Below are 18,453 nucleotides of genomic sequence, written 5' to 3'. Positions count from 1 at the left end.
GCATCGTCAAACTTCCGACAACGCGTGCGCAATGTACTGCGGATGGCTGTCTTCTTCCGCTGCCAAAGAAAAGCACAATGGCATCGCTGCAACTTAGATTTAGTTGTGTGCAGGCCGCGTCCATGGTTCGCTGATCGACAATATTGAGGGAACTCCGGAGGCAACCAAGGAATTCATCAAGGGTTTTGAATTCTTCAACGAGTGGAGGGCCGCCAGTTGGCGTACTTGCGGTCAATCGCAGTCGAGGTACCGTCTTTCACCATTTCCGTCATGGCCGCCGACATCGCGGCAATCTGCGCATCCGGCACCGCCTTGTTGCAGGCCAGGTAGGCGCGCGAGGTGTGGAAGGTGAGCAGGGGAACAATTTTGCCGAGCAGTCCTTCCTGCGCCAGCACGCCGTTGGCCAACTGGTGGCTGGTTACCCACAGGTCGATGCGCCCGCCGAGCAGCTTGCGCGGGTTGGAGAAATTGTCCGGCGCCGTGTCCACCGTAAAGCCGCGCGCCACCAGGTATTGGGCACGCACGTCGCCGCTGTAGCCGCCGATGCGCAGCCGTTTGGCGTCATCCAGCGTGGCAAGATGGAAGGGCGGGTTGGCCAGGCCATACAGCGTCCAGTCCACCTCGCGCAGTGGCCCCACCCATTTGAACAAGGCTTCCCGCTCCGGCGTGCGCGACGTCGAAAACACACAGGAATCGGGCGTGCGCAAGGCCAGTTCGTAGGCCCGGCGCCAGGCCATGATCTCCATGGTGTAGCCAATGCCGGCGCGGGCCATGATTTCTTTCACCTTGTCCGGCGAAATGCCGACAATCCTTTCACCTTCGCGCATGATGTCGGGCGGCGTGTACTCGGTAAACAGCTGTAGCGAGCCCGCCGACGCTGCCAACGGGAGCGCCAGGATCGATGCGGCAAGTTGCAGTTTGGAGGGCATGGTCAGCAAATCATGTGCGCCTTGGCGGTCGAAGTCAATCAAAGTAAAGGGCCTTACTTGTGTCCTCCAATAATTGCTGGTACAACATTACTAGTAGCGCAAATCCAACAATTAATCAGCAACTGGAGAACCACATGAAACGACGCGCCCTCATCACCGCAATGGCATGCCTGCCCCTGTTCGGCGCCGGCCTCGCGCAGGCACAGAGCTATCCGACCAAGCCGATCACCATGATCGTGCCGTTCGCTGCCGGCGGACCGACCGACACCGTGGCACGCCTGCTGGCGCAGTCCATGGGCACCAAGCTGAAACAGCAGATCATCGTGGAAAACGTCGGCGGCGCCGGCGGCACCATTGGCGCGGCGCGCGCGGCCAAGGCGGCTCCGGACGGCTACACCATCTTCCTGCACCACATCGGCCATTCCACCGCGCCATCCCTGTACCGCAAGCTGAGCTACAACGCGATCGACAGCTTCGAGCCGATCGGCCTGGTGACCGACGTGCCGATGACCCTGGTGGCGCGCAAGGATTTCCCGGCCAAGGATTTCAAGGAGTTTCTGGCTTATGTAAAAGCCAACAAGGCCAAGGTCACCTACGCCAACGCCGGCCTGGGTTCGGCTTCCCACCTGTGCGGCATGCTGTTCATGTCGGCCATCCAGACCGACCTGACCACCGTGCCATATAAAGGTACCGGCCCGGCCATGAACGACCTGCTGGGCGGCCAGGTGGACTTCATGTGCGACCAGACCACCAACACCACCAGCCAGATCAAGGGCGGCAAGATCAAGGTCTATGGCGTGACCACCAAGACCCGCGTGGCGTCGATGCCGGACGTGCCGACCCTGAACGAAGCCGGCCTGCCGGGCTTTGAAGTGGCGGTGTGGCATGGCATGTACGCACCGAAAGGAACGCCGAAGCCAGTGATCGATTCCCTGGTCGGCGCGTTGCAAGTGGCGCTGAAGGATCCGGCCGTCAAGCAGCGCTTCGCCGACCTCGGCACCGAGCCGGTCGACACCAAACGCGCTACGCCGGAAGCCCTGCGTGCCCACCTGAAGGCCGATATCGACCGTTGGGGCCCGATCATCAGCAAAGCCGGCGTTTACGCTGACTAAGCGCCGGCCAAGGAGTAGCTGATGTCTTCCGCAATCCGTCACCCGAAGGATTTCTGGATCGGGGTGATCTTTATCGCCATTGGACTTGGCGCCGTGTTCACGCGCGGCGACCTGAACATGGGAACTTCCTTCCGCATGGGGCCGGCCTTCTTTCCGGTCGTGCTGGGCGTCCTGCTGGCCCTGATCGGCGCCGTCGGCGTGGTGCGTTCCTTCATCCGCCACGGCGAAGCGATGGAGAAGCTGCACCTCAAGCCGCTGGCCCTGGTCACGCTGGCCGTGGTGCTGTTTGGGGTGTGTATGCGCGGCGCCGGCCTGGTGCCGGCTGCCGTCGTGCTGGTGCCGGTCAGCGCGTATGCCAGTCCCAAGTTCCGCTGGCATGAAGCAGCGCTGCTGGCCGCCGGCCTGGCAGTGTTTGCCTACGTGCTGTTCATTAAACTGCTTGGCCTGCCGATCCCTGCGCTCGGTCCCTGGCTTGGTTTCTAAGGGGAACGCATGGAAATCCTGAGCAACCTGGGTCTGGGCTTTGAAACCGCCTTCACCCTGACCAACCTGGCGTACTGCCTGATCGGCGTCTTTATCGGCACCGCAGTGGGCGTGCTGCCGGGCCTGGGCCCGATCGCCACCATCGCCATGCTGCTGCCGGCCACCTTCGGCCTGCCGCCGGTGGCGGCGCTGATCATGCTGGCCGGTATCTATTACGGCGCGCAGTATGGCGGCTCCACCACGGCGATCCTGGTCAACCTGCCGGGCGAATCATCCTCGGTGGTGACCGCCATCGACGGTTACCAGATGGCGCGCAAGGGCCAGGCCGGCAAGGCGCTGGCGACGGCGGCCCTGGGCTCCTTCTTTGCCGGCACGGTGGCAACCGTGGTGGTGGCGTGCTTTGCGCCGCCGCTGGCCGACCTGGCGCTGAAGTTCGGCCCGGCCGACTACTTCTCGCTGATGGTGCTGGGCCTGGTGGCAGCCGTGGTGCTGGCCAGCGGTTCCTTGCTGAACGCGATCGGCATGGTGATCCTGGGCCTGCTGCTGGGCATGATCGGCACCGACGTCAATTCGGGCCAGCAGCGCTATACCTACGATATGCCGGAGCTGGCTGAAGGCATTTCGTTCGTGATCGTGGCGATGGGCATGTTCGGCATCGGCGAGATCGTGCGCAACCTGGAGCACGACGAGGAGCGCCATATCCTGATGGACAAGGTGAAGGGCCTGATGCTCGACAAGGCTGACTTCAAGCGCATCCTGGCGCCGGTTCTGCGCGGCACCTTCCTCGGCTCGGCGCTGGGCATCCTGCCGGGCGGCGGCGCGATGCTGGCTTCCTTCGCTTCCTACTCGCTGGAGAAGAAGGTGTCGCCCAACGCCAAAGAGTTCGGCAAGGGCGCCATCGAAGGCGTGGCGGCGCCGGAATCGGCCAACAATGCCGGCGCCCAGACGTCTTTCATCCCGATGCTGACGCTGGGCATCCCGTCCAACCCCGTGATGGCCCTGATGATCGGCGCCATGATCATCCAGGGCATCACCCCGGGGCCGGCGGTGATGACGGAGAAGCCGGATCTGTTCTGGGGCCTGATCGTATCGATGTGGTTCGGCAACCTGTTCCTGGTGGTGCTCAACCTGCCGATGATCGGCCTGTGGGTGAAGATGATCACCGTGCCTTACCACCGCCTGTTCCCGGCCATCCTGCTGTTCTGCGCGATTGGCGTGTTCAGCCTGAATAACGCCCAGTTCGATGTCTGGCTGATGGCCTTGTTCGGCGTGTTCGGCTATATCTGCGCCAAGCTCGATGCCGAACCGGCGCCGATGCTGCTCGGCTTTATCATCGGGCCGATGCTGGAAGAGTACCTGCGCCGCGCCATGACGCTGTCGCATGGCGACCCGATGGTATTCATCAACCGTCCGATCAGTGCCACTCTGCTGGTGCTGGCCGGTCTGGCGCTGGCGGTGGTGTTGTCGCCGTCCTTGCGCAAGAAGAGGGAAGAGGCCTTCCACGAGGAGTAAAAAACAGACAACGCCCGGTACGCCGGGCGTTGTTCGTTGTGGGGCGACAACGGTTACAAAGGGTGAGTTTACCGCGCAGGGCGCTGCCTATACTGAAAATTCTCAGTGGCAACAATCCCCTTCAGGAGCTCACCCAAAATGAACAGCCCAGTCATCCAGGAAAGCCAGCTGCAAGAAGTCGAACTGCAGGCCATCAACGCCGCGCTGAATCGCGTCCAGGCCGTCATCGAATTCCAGCTCGATGGCACCATCCTGCACGCCAACGACAACTTCCTGCGTGCGGTCGGCTATACGCTGGATGAAGTGCAGGGCCGCCATCATTCGATGTTCTGCGACGGTGCCTTTGCCGCCAGCGACGCCTACAGGCAATTCTGGGAACGCCTGCGCGGCGGCCACTTCGAGCACGGCGAGTACAAGCGATTCGGCAAAGGCGGGCGCGAGATCTGGATCAATGCATCCTATAACCCGGTGTTCGATGCAGACGGCAAGCCTTATAAAGTAATCAAGTTCGCCACCGACATCACGGCCACCAAACTGCGCAACGCGGAGTACGAAGGCAAGGTCAGCGCCATGGACAAGGCACAGGCTGTGATTGAGTTCGACATGGGCGGCCACGTGCTGACCGCGAACGGCAACTTCCTCGATGCGATGGGTTATACGCTGGAAGACATCAAGGGCGAACACCACCGCATGTTCTGCGAAAGCGACTACGCCTCCAGCGTCGACTACAAGCGCTTCTGGCAAAAACTGAACCGCGGCGAGTTCGACGGCGGCCGCTACAAGCGCGTCGGCAATGGCGGTAAGACGATCTGGATCCAGGCCACCTATAACCCGATCCTCGACATGAACGGCACGCCTTTCAAAATCGTCAAGTTCGCCAGCGACATCACCGAGCAGGTGCTGATGGAGCAGGGCATCAAGGACAAGGCCGCCAGCGATGCCGCCAAGATCGAGCGCCTGCTCGATGCGGTGGCGCGCGCGGCAAAAGGCGACCTGACGGCTGAAGTGCCACTGGCCGGCGAGGAGGCGCTCGACCAGCTGGGCGCCGGTATCGGCAAGATGATGGGAGACTTGCGCGGTGTGATCGGGCAGGTGGTGATGTCGGCCACCGCCTTTGCCGACGATGCCGGGGAGATCGCCAACCGCGCCGGCGTGGTGGCCGGCGGCTCGCAGGAGCTGGGCGCCACGGTGGAGGAAATGAATGCCACGGTCGATGGCCTGACCCGCTCGATCGATGCGATTGCCACCAGTACCGGCCATGCCAATGAGCTGGCCAGGTCCACCCAGGACGAAGCCGAGGCGGGCGCCAAGGCAGTGGCGCGTTCGATCGAAGCGATGGACCTGATCAACCGTTCTTCGGAAGACATCGGCGAAATCGTGAAGGTGATCAGCGATATTGCCAATCAGACCAATATGCTGGCCTTCAACGCGGCCATCGAGGCGGCCCGCGCCGGCGAACATGGCCTGGGCTTCTCGGTGGTGGCGGACGAGGTGCGCAAGCTGGCCGAGCGTTCCTCGCAGGCGACCAAGGAGATTTCCAAGCTGATCAGCGAGTCGGTCAAGCGCGTGAATACCGGCACGGCCATCTCGCACCAGGCCAGCGACGCCTTCGACCGCATCGTAAAGGGCGTCGGCAAAACCAGCGAAGCGATTGCCGAGATCTCGCATGAGGCCCGGGAGCAGCTGCTGTCGGCGCGCGAGGTGAGCGTGGCCATCAACCATATCGCCGAAGCAGCCGAGCAGTCGGCCGGCAGCTGCGACAGCATTGCCTCGTCGACTGCCAGCCTGAACGCGCGCGCCGGGGAACTGAACAAGCTGGTCGCCGGTTTCGTGGTGTAAGCCATGGAAGCCTTGCGTGTGGTGCCGGCGTCGCCGCAGGCGAACGCCGGGGCAACGGTCGAACTTTTCGGCTCCTTCATGCTGGACGGGGACGAGTTCGCGCTGCCCGCCCTGTGCATCCGGGAGGTGGTTAACTTCCCTGCACCCATGACCTGCCTGCCGCTTGCCCCGCCGTACCTGGAAGGCATGTTCACCTTGCGCGGCAGCGTGATTCCGGTGGTGAACCTGGGGCGCCTGTTCGACCCGGCGGCGCCGGCGGCCGAAGCGTCGAACAAGATCGCCATCATCGACTACCAGGAAGTGCAGGTCGGTTTGCTGGTTCACGCAACCGGCGAAATCCTGCGCGTGCGGCCCGAACAACGCAGCCGGTTGCGTTATGCAGAGGGTTCGACACAAGGGGTAGTAGCCGGCACCATCTTGCTGGAGGAAGGCAAGCGACTGGTGCAAGTGCTCGACGTCGACCGCCTGGTGCAGATCGAGAACGTGCCGCAAGTGCAATCGATGCGCGCCAGCGGCGCCGAAATGCGGCGCCAGCTGCGTGTAGCCGGCGAGCGCCGCCACGCAATCAGCTTTCGCGCATCCGGTGCCCGCTTTGCGATGGAGATGAAGGCGATCCAGGAGATCGTCCGCGTGCCCGAGCTGGCCGAATCGATCCTGGCCGGTCCCCTGTGCCGCGGCCGCATGCAGTTCCGCGGCTTGCAGGTGCCGGTGGTGGACTTTGCCGCGCTGGCCGGCGGCCAGCCGGTGCAAGCCCAGGCCGGCCAGCGCATCCTGGTCGCCCGCATCGGCGAGGCAACGCTCGGATTCCTGGTCGACGAGGTGGAAAGCATCCTGCATTTCACCAGCGATGAAGTACTGCCCATCCCTTTGCTGAGCAAAGAACGCAGTGCCATGTTTGCCGGTTGCGTAGCGCGGGCTGGAGAGGCGGATGTGATCCTGCTGGACCATGAAGGCATCTTCTCGCGCAGCGAGATCGGCGAGATGGACCTGGGCCACCGCCAGCTGTATCAGGCTCAAACCTCGGCTCAAACCTCGGCGCAAGCCAAGGCGGCCAGCCAGCGCACCGGCCGCACGGTCTACCTGAGCTTCCGGGTCGCTGAACTGTTTGCGCTGGAGTTGAAGCAAGTGCGCGAAATCATCGAGCACGCGGGCGACATCAGCCATCCGCCCGGCATGCCGGACTACCTGTGTGGCGTGCTGAACCTGCGCCAAGAGCTCATCAGCCTGGTCGATTTGCGCCGCCTGTACGGCATGGAAGCAGGCGAAGGCACGGGCAAGGTGCTCGTCATCGAGCGCGAGGAAGGGCGTTACGGCCTGCTGGTCGACGCGGTGGCCGACATCGTCACTGTCGATGACGGCAAGCGTTTCGCCGCGCCCTCGCTGATGAAGACCTCGGTGACGGCGCAAGGCTTGTCGGCCGAATCGCATGAGGTGGTGGAGCTTCCGCAAACAGATGGAAGCACGCACAGCACCTGTTTGCTCGATCTCGAACGCGTGATGAAGCGAATTTTGCATGTCGCGTAATCGCGACGAAAAAAAAATTTCAAACGCCGCCATCAGCCGCCCCGGTCTCGCGCGAAAGCGCGGGCCGGGGCGCTTCATTTTTCATACAGCCTTTACCTAAAGGCGTTATGCGAAGGTGCGCGACAGCGCGATAGCCGACCGAAGCGCGCGGGCGGCTCGCGAAGCGCGTTTCAATGTGCGCGAACTCGCAGATCGACGCAAAAAAAGAAGAAGAAAATCATTCGTGCTGGTTGCGCATCGACAAGCTTTCGTGTACTTTGCGAACTTGAAATCGCGTGAATTTGCAAGCACTGTTTTTTGAGTGTGTTGTTACCGCAAAAATCGAAGAATAATGGGAACCAAAAACGCATAAGTATGCTTAAAGACCACACGACGACAGCAAAGCCGCTCTCCTGATCACTCGATCAGGCCGGGCGGTTTTTTCTTTGAACGCTGGTCGTATCACGTGGCCCGACGAGGGGTCGAGGAGCTGAATTTACGCCCCACCCGCGCAATCGTCGCGACAAAGAATTTGAGTCCTGCGCTGCCAAGCACCGGCGCAGGAATCGATGGCTGAAGCGCTGCACTTGTGAGGAGGTGCAGCAGTTCAGCTGGGTGCCGAATTCATTAGCGCAAACCGCAACCCTGTTTGTGCCGATGAATAATTCGCCTGGTCCAGCGCAGGGCCGGACGGGTTTTAAATTTGTGCGTGAATTTTTCCCATCCCAGATGAAGGAGAACTAAAAATGGCAACCGCCGCTAAGAAGAAACCAGCAGCCGCTAAAGCAGCTGCTCCAGCAAAGAAAGCTGCCGCTAAGCCGGCCGCTAAAGCCGCAGCTAAACCAGCTGCTAAACCAGCCGCCAAGAAAGCAGCTGCCAAGCCAGCCGCTAAACCAGCAGCTAAGAAAGCCGCTGCCAAGCCAGCAGCAAAACCAGCCGCCAAGAAAGCAGCAGCTAAGCCAGTAGCGAAGAAAGCCGCTGCCAAACCAGCAGCGAAGAAAGCAGCAGCTAAGCCAGCAGCGAAGAAAACCGTCGCCAAGGCAGCAGCTAAGCCAGCAGCTAAAAAAGCCGCAGCTAAACCAGCAGCTAAAAAAGCCGTCGCTAAAAAAGCAGCAGCTAAGCCAGTAGCAAAGAAAGCCGCAGCTAAGCCAGCAGCCAAGAAAGCCGCAGCTAAACCAGCAGCTAAAAAGACCGTAGCTAAAGCTGCTGCCAAGCCAGCCGCCAAGAAAGCCGCTGCCAAGCCAGCCGCCAAGAAAGCTGCTGCTAAACCAGCCGCCAAGAAAGCTGCTGCTAAACCAGCCGCCAAGAAAGCCGCTGCCAAGCCAGCTGCCAAGAAGGCCGCTCCTAAAGCTGCTGCAAAACCAGCCGCCAAGAAAGCTGCTGCCAAGCCAGCTGCCAAGAAAGCTGCTGCCAAGCCAGCTGCTAAAAAAGCCGCTCCTAAAGCCGCCGCAAAACCAGCTGCCAAGCCTGCAGCTAAAAAGGCCGCCCCAAAAAAAGCCTCGGCTAAGCCAGCAGCCAAGCCAGCTGTTGCGCCAGTAGCCGTAGCACCGGCTGCAGCTCCGGCTGCAAAACCAGCTGCCCCTAAAAAGGCCGCTGCCAAGAAACCAGCTGCTCCTAAGAAGGAAGCTGTGAAGCCAGCCGCCGCACCAGCACCTGCTGCTGCAGCCGCTCCAGCTCCGGCCGCCGCTCCGGCAGCTAAAACCGTGATCGCCCCGGCAGCCGCCTGGCCGTTCCCGACCAGCACCCGTCCAGCCTAAGCCTTTAAACGCTTGGTGCCGGATGGCGAAAATACCGCTGTGTGAGACAATCGCACAGCGGTTTTTTTATTTGGAGTGAACTCGTGTTTGATATTCTGAAGTTGATCGTCGATGTTGTAGCGAGCCTCCTTGGCGGCGTGCTGCTGCTGCGCTTCTGGATGCAGGCTATCCGCGTCCGCCCGCCTTCGTCGGTGGCACAGTTTACTTTTCAATTATCGGACTGGCTGGTGCGCCCGCTGCGCCGCATCGTCCCCGGCATGGGGGGCTATGACTGGGCCAGCCTGATTGGGGCCTTCCTGATCGTGATCCTGGCCACCTCGATCGACTTCCTGATTGGGCGGTCGGTGGAATTCGTGCTGATAAAAGCCCTGTACCAATTCCTGATGTGGATACTGTTTGGCTTCATGGTGCTGCTGATCATCGAGGTCATCTTTAGCTGGATCAATCCCCACGCGCCGCTGGCGCCGTTCGTGCACGCGCTCAACGAGCCGCTGCTCAGGCCTATCCGCAAGGTGGTGCCGCTGGTCGGAAACCTGGACCTGTCGGTGATGGTGGCGATGGTCTTGCTGCTGATCTGCCAGAAGCTGGTCGGCATGCTGTTCGGATTCTGAATGAGCCGTTCGTGGTGCTCCCCACTGCCGGGCGGCGTGCGCCTGGCGGTGCAGATCCAGCCGAATGCGAAAAAGACCGAGGTGGTCGGGGTGCTGGACGATGCCTTGAAGATCAAGCTGGCCGCGCAACCCATTGAAGGGAAGGCGAATGAGGCGTTGGTGAAGTGGCTGGCCGGGGCCCTGGGGGTGTCGCGCAGCGCGGTGACGCTGACGCATGGACAGACCAATAAGAAGAAACTACTTGAGGTGACTGGGGTGACGCTGGACGATGTTGGCCGGCTTTTAAACCGGTCAATCAGTGTCTGACCCAAGGGTCAGACACTCCCCGGAATTGCCGGGTTTAGAAACGGTACCCGAACGCCGCCTCAAATTTGTCGGCAATCTCCGCAGGGGTGAACACATGGTTCTGCGCCCCTTTGGTGACGATCTTGATCGCGCCCAGCAAGCTGGCCAGCCGGCCAGTCGATTCCCATCCCAGGTCGTTGACCAGGCCAAACAGCAAACCAGCGCGATACGCATCGCCGCAACCGGTCGGATCCAGGTCCAGCGACGAATCGACCAGCACGGCAGGAATATCGATCCGCTTGCCCTGGGTATAAATCTCCGAACCCTTCTCGCCGCGCGTCACGATCAGCGCTTCCAGCTTGGCGGCGATCGCCGGAATAGTCAGCCCGGTGCGCGACATCAGCAGCTCGATTTCATAGTCATTGCAGGTTACATAAGTAGCCTGCTCAATGAAGCCGATCAGTTGTTCGGCGGTGAACATCGGCATTTGCTGGCCCGGATCGAAGATGAATGGGACGCCCAGGCGCGCCAGGTCTTCCGCGTGCTGCAGCATGCCCAGGTGGCCGTCCGGCGAGATGATCGCGATGCGGGCCGGGCCGGCCTTCTCGATCGGGTTCTCGTGCGCGAAGGACATCGCGCCAGGGTGGAAGGCGTTGATCTGGTTGTGGTCCGCATCGGCGGTGACAAAGCACTGCGCGTTGTAGGCATCTTTTTTGATCAGGATATTGTCGGTCGAGATGCCGAGCTTCTGGAAGCGTTCCAGGTAGGCCGCGCAATCCTGGCCCAGCACGCCGACGATACGTGGGTCGCCGCCCAGCATCTTGAGCGAGTAGGCAATATTGCCGGAGCAGCCGCCAAACTCGGTGCGCATGGTCGGCACCAGGAAGGACACGTTGACCTTGTGCAGCTGGTCTGCCAGCAGCGTGTCGCCGAAACGGCCTTCGTACTGCATGATGATGTCGATGGCCAGCGAGCCACAGACAAGCGCGGTTTTAGTCATAGTATTTTTAAGGGTAGAAAATGGCGATGTGATAGCCGGAAGCTTTGAGCTCTTTCAGCTCGAAGTACAGTTTAATGCTTTGCTCGCTGCGTGGCCCGAAGCCTTTATCGGTTTCGGTTGGCGACGGCAGGTATTCGCGCGGGGCGAACACGCGGCGCAGCACCGGCTTGTCGGCGTTGTCGTTCAGGGTCAGCTCGATATGCGGCCAGGCTTGCGGGGTCTTGGACTGGTTGCGCAGGACGGTGCTGAAGCTGAAGGTGTTTTCAGTCATGCTGGCCAGTTCGCCTGGTTCGACGCTGAGTGCGTCGAGCTGGGTTGGCAGGGCAATCTTGCAGCCGAGCGGCTGGCAGACTGCCGCCAGGGCCGGCTTCAATTGCGGATAATTGGCGGCCAGGGTGTCGCGGAAAGTGGTGGCGGCCTGCACCACCAGGCCGGCCAGCAGGATCGGTACGCCAACTGCCATCGTGATGGTGAGGGCTTTGCCGTACTTCTGGCTGCGGTCGACGCGCTTCACGAAGCTCAGGTCGGAGTGGTCGAGGTCCTCGGCTGCAGCTTCATCGACGCCGGCGATGGCGCGCATGCGGGCCGCAGCGTCTTCTTCGCTGGTGTCTTGTGCGGGGCCGTTCTCTTCGATGGCGAAGACTTCGTGTTCAGCGGCCGGGGCGCTGGTGTCGCGGCGCGATTTGGCGCGTTTCAGGGCGCGTTCGCGGCGGGATTTGGCTGGCGGCTCGGCTGCCTGCTCGTCATCGGTCACCGATGCACCGTCGTCCGGGGCGTCGGTGTTGACGGCTGCTACGGCGTGCAGGGCGGTTTCGTCCGGCTCGGACAGGCTCCATGGCTCGTTGGCCGGCGAGAGCGTGCTGGCGGTCTCCGCGTTGGGCGCGGGCCAGGGTTCTGCATCCAGCGAGGGTTCGCTCAGGCCGTTTGCATCCGCCGCGGCGGCCGGCGCGTCGGGTGCGGGCTGTTCGCCCGATGGCAAGTCTTCAAAGTGGTGCGCGTCATCGAGGGCGGCAACGACCAGGTGTTCTTGTGGCGTGTCGAGGGAGGGCTCGAGGCGGCCGTCAGGGGGCGTATTGTCGGCGGACCACTGGTCGATCGCATCCACCAGGGAGGCGCCGGCCTGTTCGCTGGTTTGCTCTGGAGTGTGCGCTTCGTCGACAGTCGAAGCCAGGTGCTCGACCGGCGATGGCGTGTCAACTGCGAGAACGTCTTCCGGCGGAAGCGTGGGCTCTTCGGCCGCTTGCATTGGCTCGACTGCTTGATCTTCTTCCAGCGGCAGTATTTCAAAGTCGACAGGCACGTCCACCTGGCCAGCCGGCAGCGGCTCTTCGAGTGCACGAGCTTCCGGCGCAAGGGCGAGCTCCGCGGCAGCTTGCTCAGGCTCGGGTGACTTTTCTTCGCCAGGCGGCGGCACCTCAAAGTCGACATTCGCATCCACGTGGCCGGCGAGCGATGGCGCTTCCAATGCGATTGCCTCGGATGGGAGGGCTTGCTCCTCCGCGGCTTGCACAAGTTCGGCTGGGGTTTCGTCGCCAGGCGGCAGCACTTCAAAGTCGGCAGGCGCATCCACGTGGCCGGTCGGCGATGGGGCTTCAAATGCGAGAGCGTCCTGCGGCGGGAGCGGGGACTCTTCGGCCGTTTGTGCAGGCTCGGCGGACTTCTCTTCGCCAAGAGGCTGTACTTCAAAGTCGACGTGCTCATCCTCGGGGCCGACGGGCGATGGCGTTTCGATCGCTGGGGCACTCGCCCATGGAAGCGCGTTTTCCTCGGTGGCGGCGACAGGCTGTACGGCATCCGCTGGCGTTGCTGCTTGTTCGACTGGGGCAGCCGCCGGTGCGGCGGCAGGTGTTGTTTCGGTGGCTGCCGAGAAAGTGGCATCCGGCGACAGCACATCCAGAAGCGGGGCCGGGCGGGCTGGGGATGGTGCTTTGCTGCCCGGCGGAGGCGCCAGTGGCGGCGACGGTTCCGCGGTAGCCGAGAAGATGGCATCAGGCGCCACCAGGTCAGCCAGCGAAGACGGCGCAGCAGGCGAACCTGCCTTGGTGTTCGGCGGCATGGCCGCCGCGTCGGGCACCAGTGGCGGTGATGGTTCGGCCGCAGCCGTGAAAGCGGCATCTGGCGACACGACGTCGATCAGCGAACGCGTGGCAGGCGATGCCGGTGCCCTGGCTGTTGGCTGAGCGGCAACGGGGGCCGTCGCCGGAGCTGGCGAAGGTTCGGCTGCGCGCGACGATACGACTTGTTGCGGCGCCGCCGCCTGGGCCGGGTGCGCAGTCACGGCGGCGAATGCACGGGACACCGCGGCTATGGCGATGTCGTCGGGCGAGGGTGGTTTGACTTGTGGCTGGGCAGCAGCGGATGCCGGCTCAGCTGCGGGCGCGCTTGCCGTGCGCCAAACGGCGGGCGAGGGAGCGGCATCCTCAGGGGCAGCCTCGGCCGGAGAAGCAACAGGCGGTGGCGCGGCCGCAGCCGGCTCCTCGCTAAAGTCAATTTCGAAATCGACCGGCGAGCCCTGGACGTAGTCAGAAACCGCCGGCTTCGCAGTCGGCGTTCCGGCAACTACATCAGGAATGACAGGAGTCGGCTTGGCAGCAGGTTCGACCAGCGCAGCATTGCCATCGAAAACCAGCGCGCAAGAGCCACAACGGACAATGCCCCCGCGCAGTTTCAGTTGGTCAGCCGCGACCCTGAAGATCGTATTGCAATGGGGGCATTTAGTGGCGAGCGCCATCAGTCGGGAAGAAACCTTATGCCAGCGTGCCAGACAGGCACACCCAGCCTTCGTGCTCAGCCCAGACGCTCAGCTTGATGAACGGCGCGTAAGCCGCGGCAACTTCTTCCGCCTGGCGCGCCAGCACGCCGGACAGCACCAGCGAACCGCCCGGCGCCACGCGGCCGGACAGCATCGGCGCCATCAGCTTTAGCGGCGAGGACAGGATGTTGGCGACCACGATATCGAAACGCTGCGCGGCGAACGCGGATTCGGCGAAATCGTCCGGCACGAAGTACTGGATGTCTTCCACGCGGTTGCGCAGCGCATTGTCGTTGGCCGACACGACAGCCTGTGGATCGATATCCACACCGGCAACGGTGGTGGCACCCAGCTTGCGTGCCACCATGGCCAGGATGCCCGAACCGCAGCCGTAATCCAGCACGGACTTGCCCGGCGCCGGATGGGCTTCCAGCCACTCCATGCACAGCTTGGTGGTCGGGTGGGAACCGGTACCGAAGGCCAGGCCCGGGTCCAGTTCCAGGATCAGCGCGGACGGATCCGGCGCCTCGTGCCAGCTTGGCACGACCCAGATGTTCTTGCCGATGTGAATCGGCTCAAATTGCGACTGGGTCAGGCGCACCCAGTCAGCGTCCTCCACCTTGCGGGTGGTGAACTTGGGCAGGTGAGCCAGCCCGATCGCGCCGGCGGCAGCCGCCACGATCAGGGCCTGGTCTTCCTCGTCATCGGTCAGCGCGACCACGCGGCTATGATCCCATGCCGCTTCGGTCGGCTCCATGCCCGGCTCGCCGAACAGGGGTTTTTCGGCGTCGGTGCCCTCGTCGGCATCCTCCACCGACACCGACAGCGCGCCCGCGTCCATCAGCGCCTCGGACAGTGCCTCGGCGTGTTCACGTGCTACTTCGATGACGATTTCAGTCCAGCTCATTGATTACTTACCTGCCTTATTTACTTGCCCGCCTTAGGCATCTCTGCCAGGCGTTGTTCCAGATAGTGGATGTTGGTGCCACCCTCGATGAAGCGCGCGTCAACCATCAGCTCGCGGTGCAGCGGGATGTTGGTCGAAATTCCTTCAACCACCATTTCCGACAGCGCGATCTGCATGCGGCGGATCGCCTGCTCGCGCGTTGCGCCGTAGGTAATGACCTTGCCGATCATCGAATCGTAGTTCGGTGGTACAAAGTAACCTGCATAGGAGTGCGAGTCAACACGCACGCCTGGGCCACCTGGTACGTGCCATGCGGTAATGCGGCCTGGCGACGGGGTGAACTTGAACGGGTCTTCGGCGTTGATACGGCATTCGATGGCGTGGCCGGACAGCATCACGTCGCGCTGGCGGAAGCGCAGCTTCTCGCCGGAGGCGATGCGGATCTGTTCCTGCACGATGTCGATGCCGGTGATCATTTCGGTCACCGGATGCTCAACCTGCACGCGGGTGTTCATTTCAATGAAATAGAACTCGCCGTTCTCGTACAGGAATTCGAAGGTGCCCGCGCCGCGGTAGCCGATCTTGCGGCAGGCTTCGGCGCAGCGGTCGCCGATCTTTTCGATCAGCTTGCGTGGGATGCCTGGTGCCGGCGCTTCTTCGATCACTTTCTGGTGGCGGCGCTGCATGGAGCAGTCACGTTCGCCCAGCCAGACGGCGTTTTTGTGTTCGTCGGCGAGGATCTGGATTTCCACGTGGCGTGGATTCTCCAGGTACTTCTCCATATAGACTTCCGGATTGCCGAAGGCGGCGCCGGCTTCCGACTTGGTCATGGTGACGGCGTTCAGCAGGGCAGCCTCGGTGTGCACCACGCGCATGCCGCGGCCACCGCCGCCGCCTGCGGCCTTGATGATGACCGGATAGCCGACTTTGCGTGCGATCTGCACGATGACTTTCGGGTCATCCGGCAGGGCGCCTTCGGAGCCTGGCACACAAGGTACGCCGGCCTTGATCATCGCGTGCTTGGCCGACACCTTGTCGCCCATCATGCGGATCGACTCGGCGCGCGGGCCGATGAAGACGAAACCGGATTTTTCCACGCGCTCGGCAAAGTCCGCGTTCTCGGACAGGAAGCCGTAGCCCGGGTGGATCGCTTCGGCGTCGGTCACTTCGGCCGCGGAAATGATGGCCGGCATATTCAGGTAGGACTGGGCCGAAGGTGCTGGGCCGATGCAGACGGATTCGTCGGCCAGCTTCACATACTTGGCGTCACGGTCGGCCTCGGAGTGCACGACCACAGTCTTGATGCCCAGTTCGCGGCACGCGCGCTGGATGCGCAGGGCGATTTCGCCGCGATTGGCAATAAGGATTTTTTCAAACATGGCAGATTCGGTGTGGGATGTGTGTGTGCTGGCTGCCTGGGTATCCATCGCAGCCATGGCCCGGCTTTAGCCGATCACAAACAGTGGCTGGCCGAATTCGACCGGTTGGCCGTTCTCGACCAGGATCTGGGTGATGGTGCCGGACTTGTCGGCATCGATCTCGTTCAGCAGCTTCATCGCTTCGATGATGCACAGGGTGTCGCCTTCTTTCACGGTGGCGCCCACTTCAACGAAGGCTGGGTTTCCAGGTGCGGAAGCGCGGTAGAAGGTGCCCACCATCGGGGACTTCACAACGTGGCCGGTTGGCTCGGCGGCAGCTGGAGCGGCGGCAGGCGCGGCGACCGGTGCGGCGACAGGAGCGCCGCCGGCTGCGTAATGGGTTGGCGCTTGCGGCGGCATCATCATTACCTGGTTCGGCATGACGCCGCCGGACTTGACGATGCGAACCTTGCTTTCGCCTTCGGTCACTTCCAGTTCAGCGATGTCCGACTCTGCTACCAGGTCGATCAGCGTCTTCAGCTTGCGTAGATCCATGTTGTTGGCTCCCTTGTTCTATCTATTATGTTGACGGTTACTTTGATGTCGCCTTATGGGCGGCATCGCGTTAGATGTGCGCAGATCGCGGTAGATTAACTGCTTTTTAAAGCAAAGTCGATGGCGAGACGATATCCGTCGATACCAAGCCCGCAGATCGTCCCCTGTGCGATTGCGCTGAGATAGGAATGGTGGCGGAATTCCTCCCGCCGATAAATATTCGAAATGTGTACTTCAATAAAAGGGATCGCTACGCCTGCCAATGCATCGCGCAGTGCGACGCTGGTGTGGGTATAGCCTCCCGGGTTGATGACGATGAAATCCACGCCCTCGGTTCGGGCTGCGTGGATGCGGTCAATCAACGCTCCTTCGTGGTTGCTCTGGAAACAGGCGAGCTGTGCACCGGCTGTTTTGGCCTGCGCCTGCGCTGCCTGTTCAACGTCCGCCAATGTGCTGGCGCCGTAGGTTTCAGGCTCGCGCGTCCCCAACAAATTCAGGTTGGGGCCATTAAGTAGCAGCAGGTTCGATGCCATGATTCCCTGACCATTTTCCGCGAAAGTTCCGCATTTTGCCGCCATCTACGAGCATTGGCAAGAGAAAATAGCTTGGCGGAAGTTAATAGAACGATCGTTCGGCGACCGGCTTCTGCTAGTTTAAGGCCGCCAGGTCGGCCTTCAGGTCGTCGAATTTCAAGCGCGCCAGGTAGGTCTTTTTGACCGTGCCGTCAGCGCCAATCAGGACCGTAAAGGGCAGGCCGCCTTGCGTATTGCCGAACTGGCGCGACAGTTCGGTGCCGCTCATGCCGGCCACATAGATGGGGTAGGCGACTTTCACTTTCTGTGTGAATTCTGCAATATTGGACGGCGAATCGATGCCGATGCCAATCACCTGGATTTTTTTGCCGAGCTCGGAATTTTGCAGTTCCGACAATTCCGGCATCTCTTCCACGCATGGCGCGCACCACGGTGCCCAGAAATTCACCAGCAGGTTTTTGCCTTGCCATTTCGACAGCGCTTCCTTGATGCCTTTATCATTTGGCAAGGTTTCGGCCATCATGGCTGCTACCGGGCCACTCACGCCGGCCGGCGCGGTGGCGGTAATCGGGGCCGGAGCTGGTTTTTTATGTGTGCCGTACCAGGCGCCGGCGCCGGCAAACAGGACGGCGACCACGGCGTACATCGCAATTTTTTTCATTGTTGGGCTGGGTGGGAGCTGTTGGTGAGGATGGTGCGTAGTTCCGCGATGTCGGCGCGCAGCAGCTTGTCACCGCTTTTCTTTTTGGCGCCGCGCAGGTCGTCCTGTTCATACAGTTCGACGTGCACGCCCACGTTTTTCCACATGAAGCTGGCCGTTTCGACGTCTTCGAAACGGGGCCCGCGGAAGTGGGGCGATTCGGAAATCTCGATTTGCAGGTTCTTGTTCAATAGATAAATCTCCACTTCCTTGGCGCTGTCCACAAACACTTGCAGGTGGATGTCGTCGTGCATGCCCGCCGTGCCGTGCAGCACGGAGCCGGTCAGGAAGGGTTGGTATTGTTCCAGCATTTCCATCACTTGCAAAGCCAGGCCGCGCAATCTGAACAAGTGTGCCGGGTGGGTGTCGGCGTTATATAGAGCGTGGTATAGGCGGACTTCTTCTTCGATCTGTTCGTTGTCGGGGAGGATGTCGGACAGGTCGCGGGCCTGCGACTCGCCCAATATCTGGCGGGCGGCCTTGCGTTTGGCGCTACCGTAGTCGGCACCATCCTGCGCGATCATGCGGGCGGCGGCGGCGGCGATTTCGGTTTTGATCTCGGGGTTCATGGTTGCATCATACCTAAAACCGGTAAACCAGGGTCTGACCCACAGGGG

The 18,453-nt window shown here is 61.8% G+C and carries 18 protein-coding genes and 1 pseudogene; 8 read left to right on the top strand and 11 right to left on the bottom strand.

Features of this window, described 5'->3' with window-relative positions:
* Positions 1 to 194: 194 nt before the first annotated feature.
* Positions 195 to 929, bottom strand: coding sequence for an ABC transporter substrate-binding protein (locus ASD58_RS09405; protein WP_156401212.1), 735 nt, complete (start codon positions 927 to 929; stop codon positions 195 to 197).
* Positions 930 to 1,063: 134 nt separating this feature from the next.
* Here ASD58_RS09405 and ASD58_RS09400 point away from each other — a divergent pair, with 134 nt between their 5' ends.
* From ASD58_RS09400 to ASD58_RS09380, 5 genes are all read left to right on the top strand, one after another.
* Positions 1,064 to 2,041 (top strand): tripartite tricarboxylate transporter substrate binding protein BugD, encoded by a 978-nt coding sequence (locus tag ASD58_RS09400; protein WP_057260850.1) that lies wholly within the window; start codon positions 1,064 to 1,066, stop codon positions 2,039 to 2,041.
* A gap of 21 nt (positions 2,042 to 2,062) precedes the next feature.
* Positions 2,063 to 2,524 (top strand): tripartite tricarboxylate transporter TctB family protein, encoded by a 462-nt coding sequence (locus tag ASD58_RS09395; protein ID WP_057260849.1) that lies wholly within the window; start codon positions 2,063 to 2,065, stop codon positions 2,522 to 2,524.
* A gap of 9 nt (positions 2,525 to 2,533) precedes the next feature.
* Entirely contained in the window at positions 2,534 to 4,036 is a 1,503-nt protein-coding gene (locus ASD58_RS09390; protein ID WP_057260848.1) for a tripartite tricarboxylate transporter permease, read from the top strand.
* A 138-nt stretch (positions 4,037 to 4,174) separates the two neighbouring features.
* Positions 4,175 to 5,875, top strand: a complete 1,701-nt coding sequence (locus tag ASD58_RS09385; protein ID WP_057260847.1) for a methyl-accepting chemotaxis protein — start codon at positions 4,175 to 4,177, stop codon at positions 5,873 to 5,875.
* 3 nt (positions 5,876 to 5,878) lie between these two features.
* Positions 5,879 to 7,399, top strand: a complete 1,521-nt coding sequence (locus ASD58_RS09380) for a chemotaxis protein CheW (protein ID WP_082565320.1) — start codon at positions 5,879 to 5,881, stop codon at positions 7,397 to 7,399.
* Positions 7,400 to 8,075: 676 nt separating this feature from the next.
* Here the strand turns inward: ASD58_RS09380 and ASD58_RS31820 are convergent.
* A complete protein-coding gene (locus ASD58_RS31820) occupies positions 8,076 to 8,897 on the bottom strand; it encodes a hypothetical protein (RefSeq protein ID WP_200951594.1) in 822 nt (273 codons plus the stop codon).
* Between the two features lie 109 nt (positions 8,898 to 9,006).
* Here ASD58_RS31820 and ASD58_RS32525 point away from each other — a divergent pair, with 109 nt between their 5' ends.
* The 3 genes from ASD58_RS32525 to ASD58_RS09365 all read left to right on the top strand — a co-directional run bounded on the left by ASD58_RS32525 (position 9,007) and on the right by ASD58_RS09365 (position 10,052).
* On the top strand, positions 9,007 to 9,135 hold the full coding sequence (locus ASD58_RS32525; protein ID WP_255357324.1) for a hypothetical protein: 129 nt from the start codon (positions 9,007 to 9,009) through the stop codon (positions 9,133 to 9,135).
* Positions 9,136 to 9,218: 83 nt separating this feature from the next.
* Positions 9,219 to 9,746, top strand: coding sequence for a YggT family protein (locus ASD58_RS09370; RefSeq protein WP_229209944.1), 528 nt, complete (start codon positions 9,219 to 9,221; stop codon positions 9,744 to 9,746).
* Complete coding sequence (locus ASD58_RS09365; protein WP_057260845.1) at positions 9,747 to 10,052, top strand: DUF167 domain-containing protein; 306 nt, start codon at positions 9,747 to 9,749, stop codon at positions 10,050 to 10,052.
* A gap of 34 nt (positions 10,053 to 10,086) precedes the next feature.
* On the opposite strand, the gene ASD58_RS09360 is transcribed toward ASD58_RS09365, so the two are convergent.
* The 9 genes and pseudogenes from ASD58_RS09360 to ASD58_RS09325 all read right to left on the bottom strand — a co-directional run bounded on the left by ASD58_RS09360 (position 10,087) and on the right by ASD58_RS09325 (position 18,405).
* Positions 10,087 to 11,031 (bottom strand): carbohydrate kinase family protein, encoded by a 945-nt coding sequence (locus ASD58_RS09360; RefSeq protein ID WP_057260844.1) that lies wholly within the window; start codon positions 11,029 to 11,031, stop codon positions 10,087 to 10,089.
* A 7-nt stretch (positions 11,032 to 11,038) separates the two neighbouring features.
* Positions 11,039 to 13,330, bottom strand: a complete 2,292-nt coding sequence (locus tag ASD58_RS32145) for a DUF3426 domain-containing protein (protein WP_229209950.1) — start codon at positions 13,328 to 13,330, stop codon at positions 11,039 to 11,041.
* Between the two features lie 330 nt (positions 13,331 to 13,660).
* A pseudogene (locus tag ASD58_RS32520) lies at positions 13,661 to 13,762 on the bottom strand (MJ0042-type zinc finger domain-containing protein); the annotation flags it as partial.
* A 16-nt stretch (positions 13,763 to 13,778) separates the two neighbouring features.
* On the bottom strand, positions 13,779 to 14,690 hold the full coding sequence (gene prmA, locus ASD58_RS09350) for a 50S ribosomal protein L11 methyltransferase (protein WP_057260842.1): 912 nt from the start codon (positions 14,688 to 14,690) through the stop codon (positions 13,779 to 13,781).
* Between the two features lie 20 nt (positions 14,691 to 14,710).
* A complete protein-coding gene (accC, locus tag ASD58_RS09345) occupies positions 14,711 to 16,069 on the bottom strand; it encodes an acetyl-CoA carboxylase biotin carboxylase subunit (protein ID WP_057261034.1) in 1,359 nt (452 codons plus the stop codon).
* A 66-nt stretch (positions 16,070 to 16,135) separates the two neighbouring features.
* Complete coding sequence (accB, locus tag ASD58_RS09340; RefSeq protein ID WP_057260841.1) at positions 16,136 to 16,603, bottom strand: acetyl-CoA carboxylase biotin carboxyl carrier protein; 468 nt, start codon at positions 16,601 to 16,603, stop codon at positions 16,136 to 16,138.
* Positions 16,604 to 16,698: 95 nt separating this feature from the next.
* Entirely contained in the window at positions 16,699 to 17,136 is a 438-nt protein-coding gene (gene aroQ / locus ASD58_RS09335) for a type II 3-dehydroquinate dehydratase (RefSeq protein ID WP_057261033.1), read from the bottom strand.
* Positions 17,137 to 17,251: 115 nt separating this feature from the next.
* Positions 17,252 to 17,797 carry a TlpA disulfide reductase family protein gene (locus ASD58_RS09330; protein WP_057260840.1) on the bottom strand — a complete coding sequence of 182 codons (546 nt, stop codon included), beginning with the start codon at positions 17,795 to 17,797 and terminating at the stop codon, positions 17,252 to 17,254.
* Positions 17,794 to 18,405, bottom strand: coding sequence for a hypothetical protein (locus ASD58_RS09325; RefSeq protein ID WP_057260839.1), 612 nt, complete (start codon positions 18,403 to 18,405; stop codon positions 17,794 to 17,796). The genes ASD58_RS09330 and ASD58_RS09325 overlap by 4 nt, the downstream gene beginning before the upstream one ends.
* Positions 18,406 to 18,453 lie beyond the last annotated feature (48 nt).

The organism is Duganella sp. Root1480D1, assembly GCF_001427305.1.
Classification (GTDB): Bacteria; Pseudomonadota; Gammaproteobacteria; order Burkholderiales; family Burkholderiaceae_D; genus Rugamonas.
The sequence above is the reverse complement of the archived record's forward strand: the minus strand, read 5'-3'. Positions and strand labels throughout refer to the sequence as shown.

What these genes read in the sequence shown, in the direction of transcription:
- accC (WP_057261034.1), bottom strand. Translation starts at nt 16,069, where the DNA reads ATGTTTGAAAAAATCCTTATTGCCAATCGCGGCGAAATCGCCCTGCGC.
- accB (WP_057260841.1), bottom strand. Translation starts at nt 16,603, where the DNA reads ATGGATCTACGCAAGCTGAAGACGCTGATCGACCTGGTAGCAGAGTCG.
- ASD58_RS09360 (WP_057260844.1), bottom strand. Translation starts at nt 11,031, where the DNA reads ATGACTAAAACCGCGCTTGTCTGTGGCTCGCTGGCCATCGACATCATC.
- aroQ (WP_057261033.1), bottom strand. Translation starts at nt 17,136, where the DNA reads ATGGCATCGAACCTGCTGCTACTTAATGGCCCCAACCTGAATTTGTTG.
- ASD58_RS09385 (WP_057260847.1), top strand. Translation starts at nt 4,175, where the DNA reads ATGAACAGCCCAGTCATCCAGGAAAGCCAGCTGCAAGAAGTCGAACTG.
- prmA (WP_057260842.1), bottom strand. Translation starts at nt 14,690, where the DNA reads ATGAGCTGGACTGAAATCGTCATCGAAGTAGCACGTGAACACGCCGAG.
- ASD58_RS09400 (WP_057260850.1), top strand. Translation starts at nt 1,064, where the DNA reads ATGAAACGACGCGCCCTCATCACCGCAATGGCATGCCTGCCCCTGTTC.
- ASD58_RS09325 (WP_057260839.1), bottom strand. Translation starts at nt 18,405, where the DNA reads ATGAACCCCGAGATCAAAACCGAAATCGCCGCCGCCGCCGCCCGCATG.
- ASD58_RS09365 (WP_057260845.1), top strand. Translation starts at nt 9,747, where the DNA reads ATGAGCCGTTCGTGGTGCTCCCCACTGCCGGGCGGCGTGCGCCTGGCG.
- ASD58_RS09380 (WP_082565320.1), top strand. Translation starts at nt 5,879, where the DNA reads ATGGAAGCCTTGCGTGTGGTGCCGGCGTCGCCGCAGGCGAACGCCGGG.
- ASD58_RS09405 (WP_156401212.1), bottom strand. Translation starts at nt 929, where the DNA reads ATGCCCTCCAAACTGCAACTTGCCGCATCGATCCTGGCGCTCCCGTTG.
- ASD58_RS09395 (WP_057260849.1), top strand. Translation starts at nt 2,063, where the DNA reads ATGTCTTCCGCAATCCGTCACCCGAAGGATTTCTGGATCGGGGTGATC.
- ASD58_RS09330 (WP_057260840.1), bottom strand. Translation starts at nt 17,797, where the DNA reads ATGAAAAAAATTGCGATGTACGCCGTGGTCGCCGTCCTGTTTGCCGGC.
- ASD58_RS09390 (WP_057260848.1), top strand. Translation starts at nt 2,534, where the DNA reads ATGGAAATCCTGAGCAACCTGGGTCTGGGCTTTGAAACCGCCTTCACC.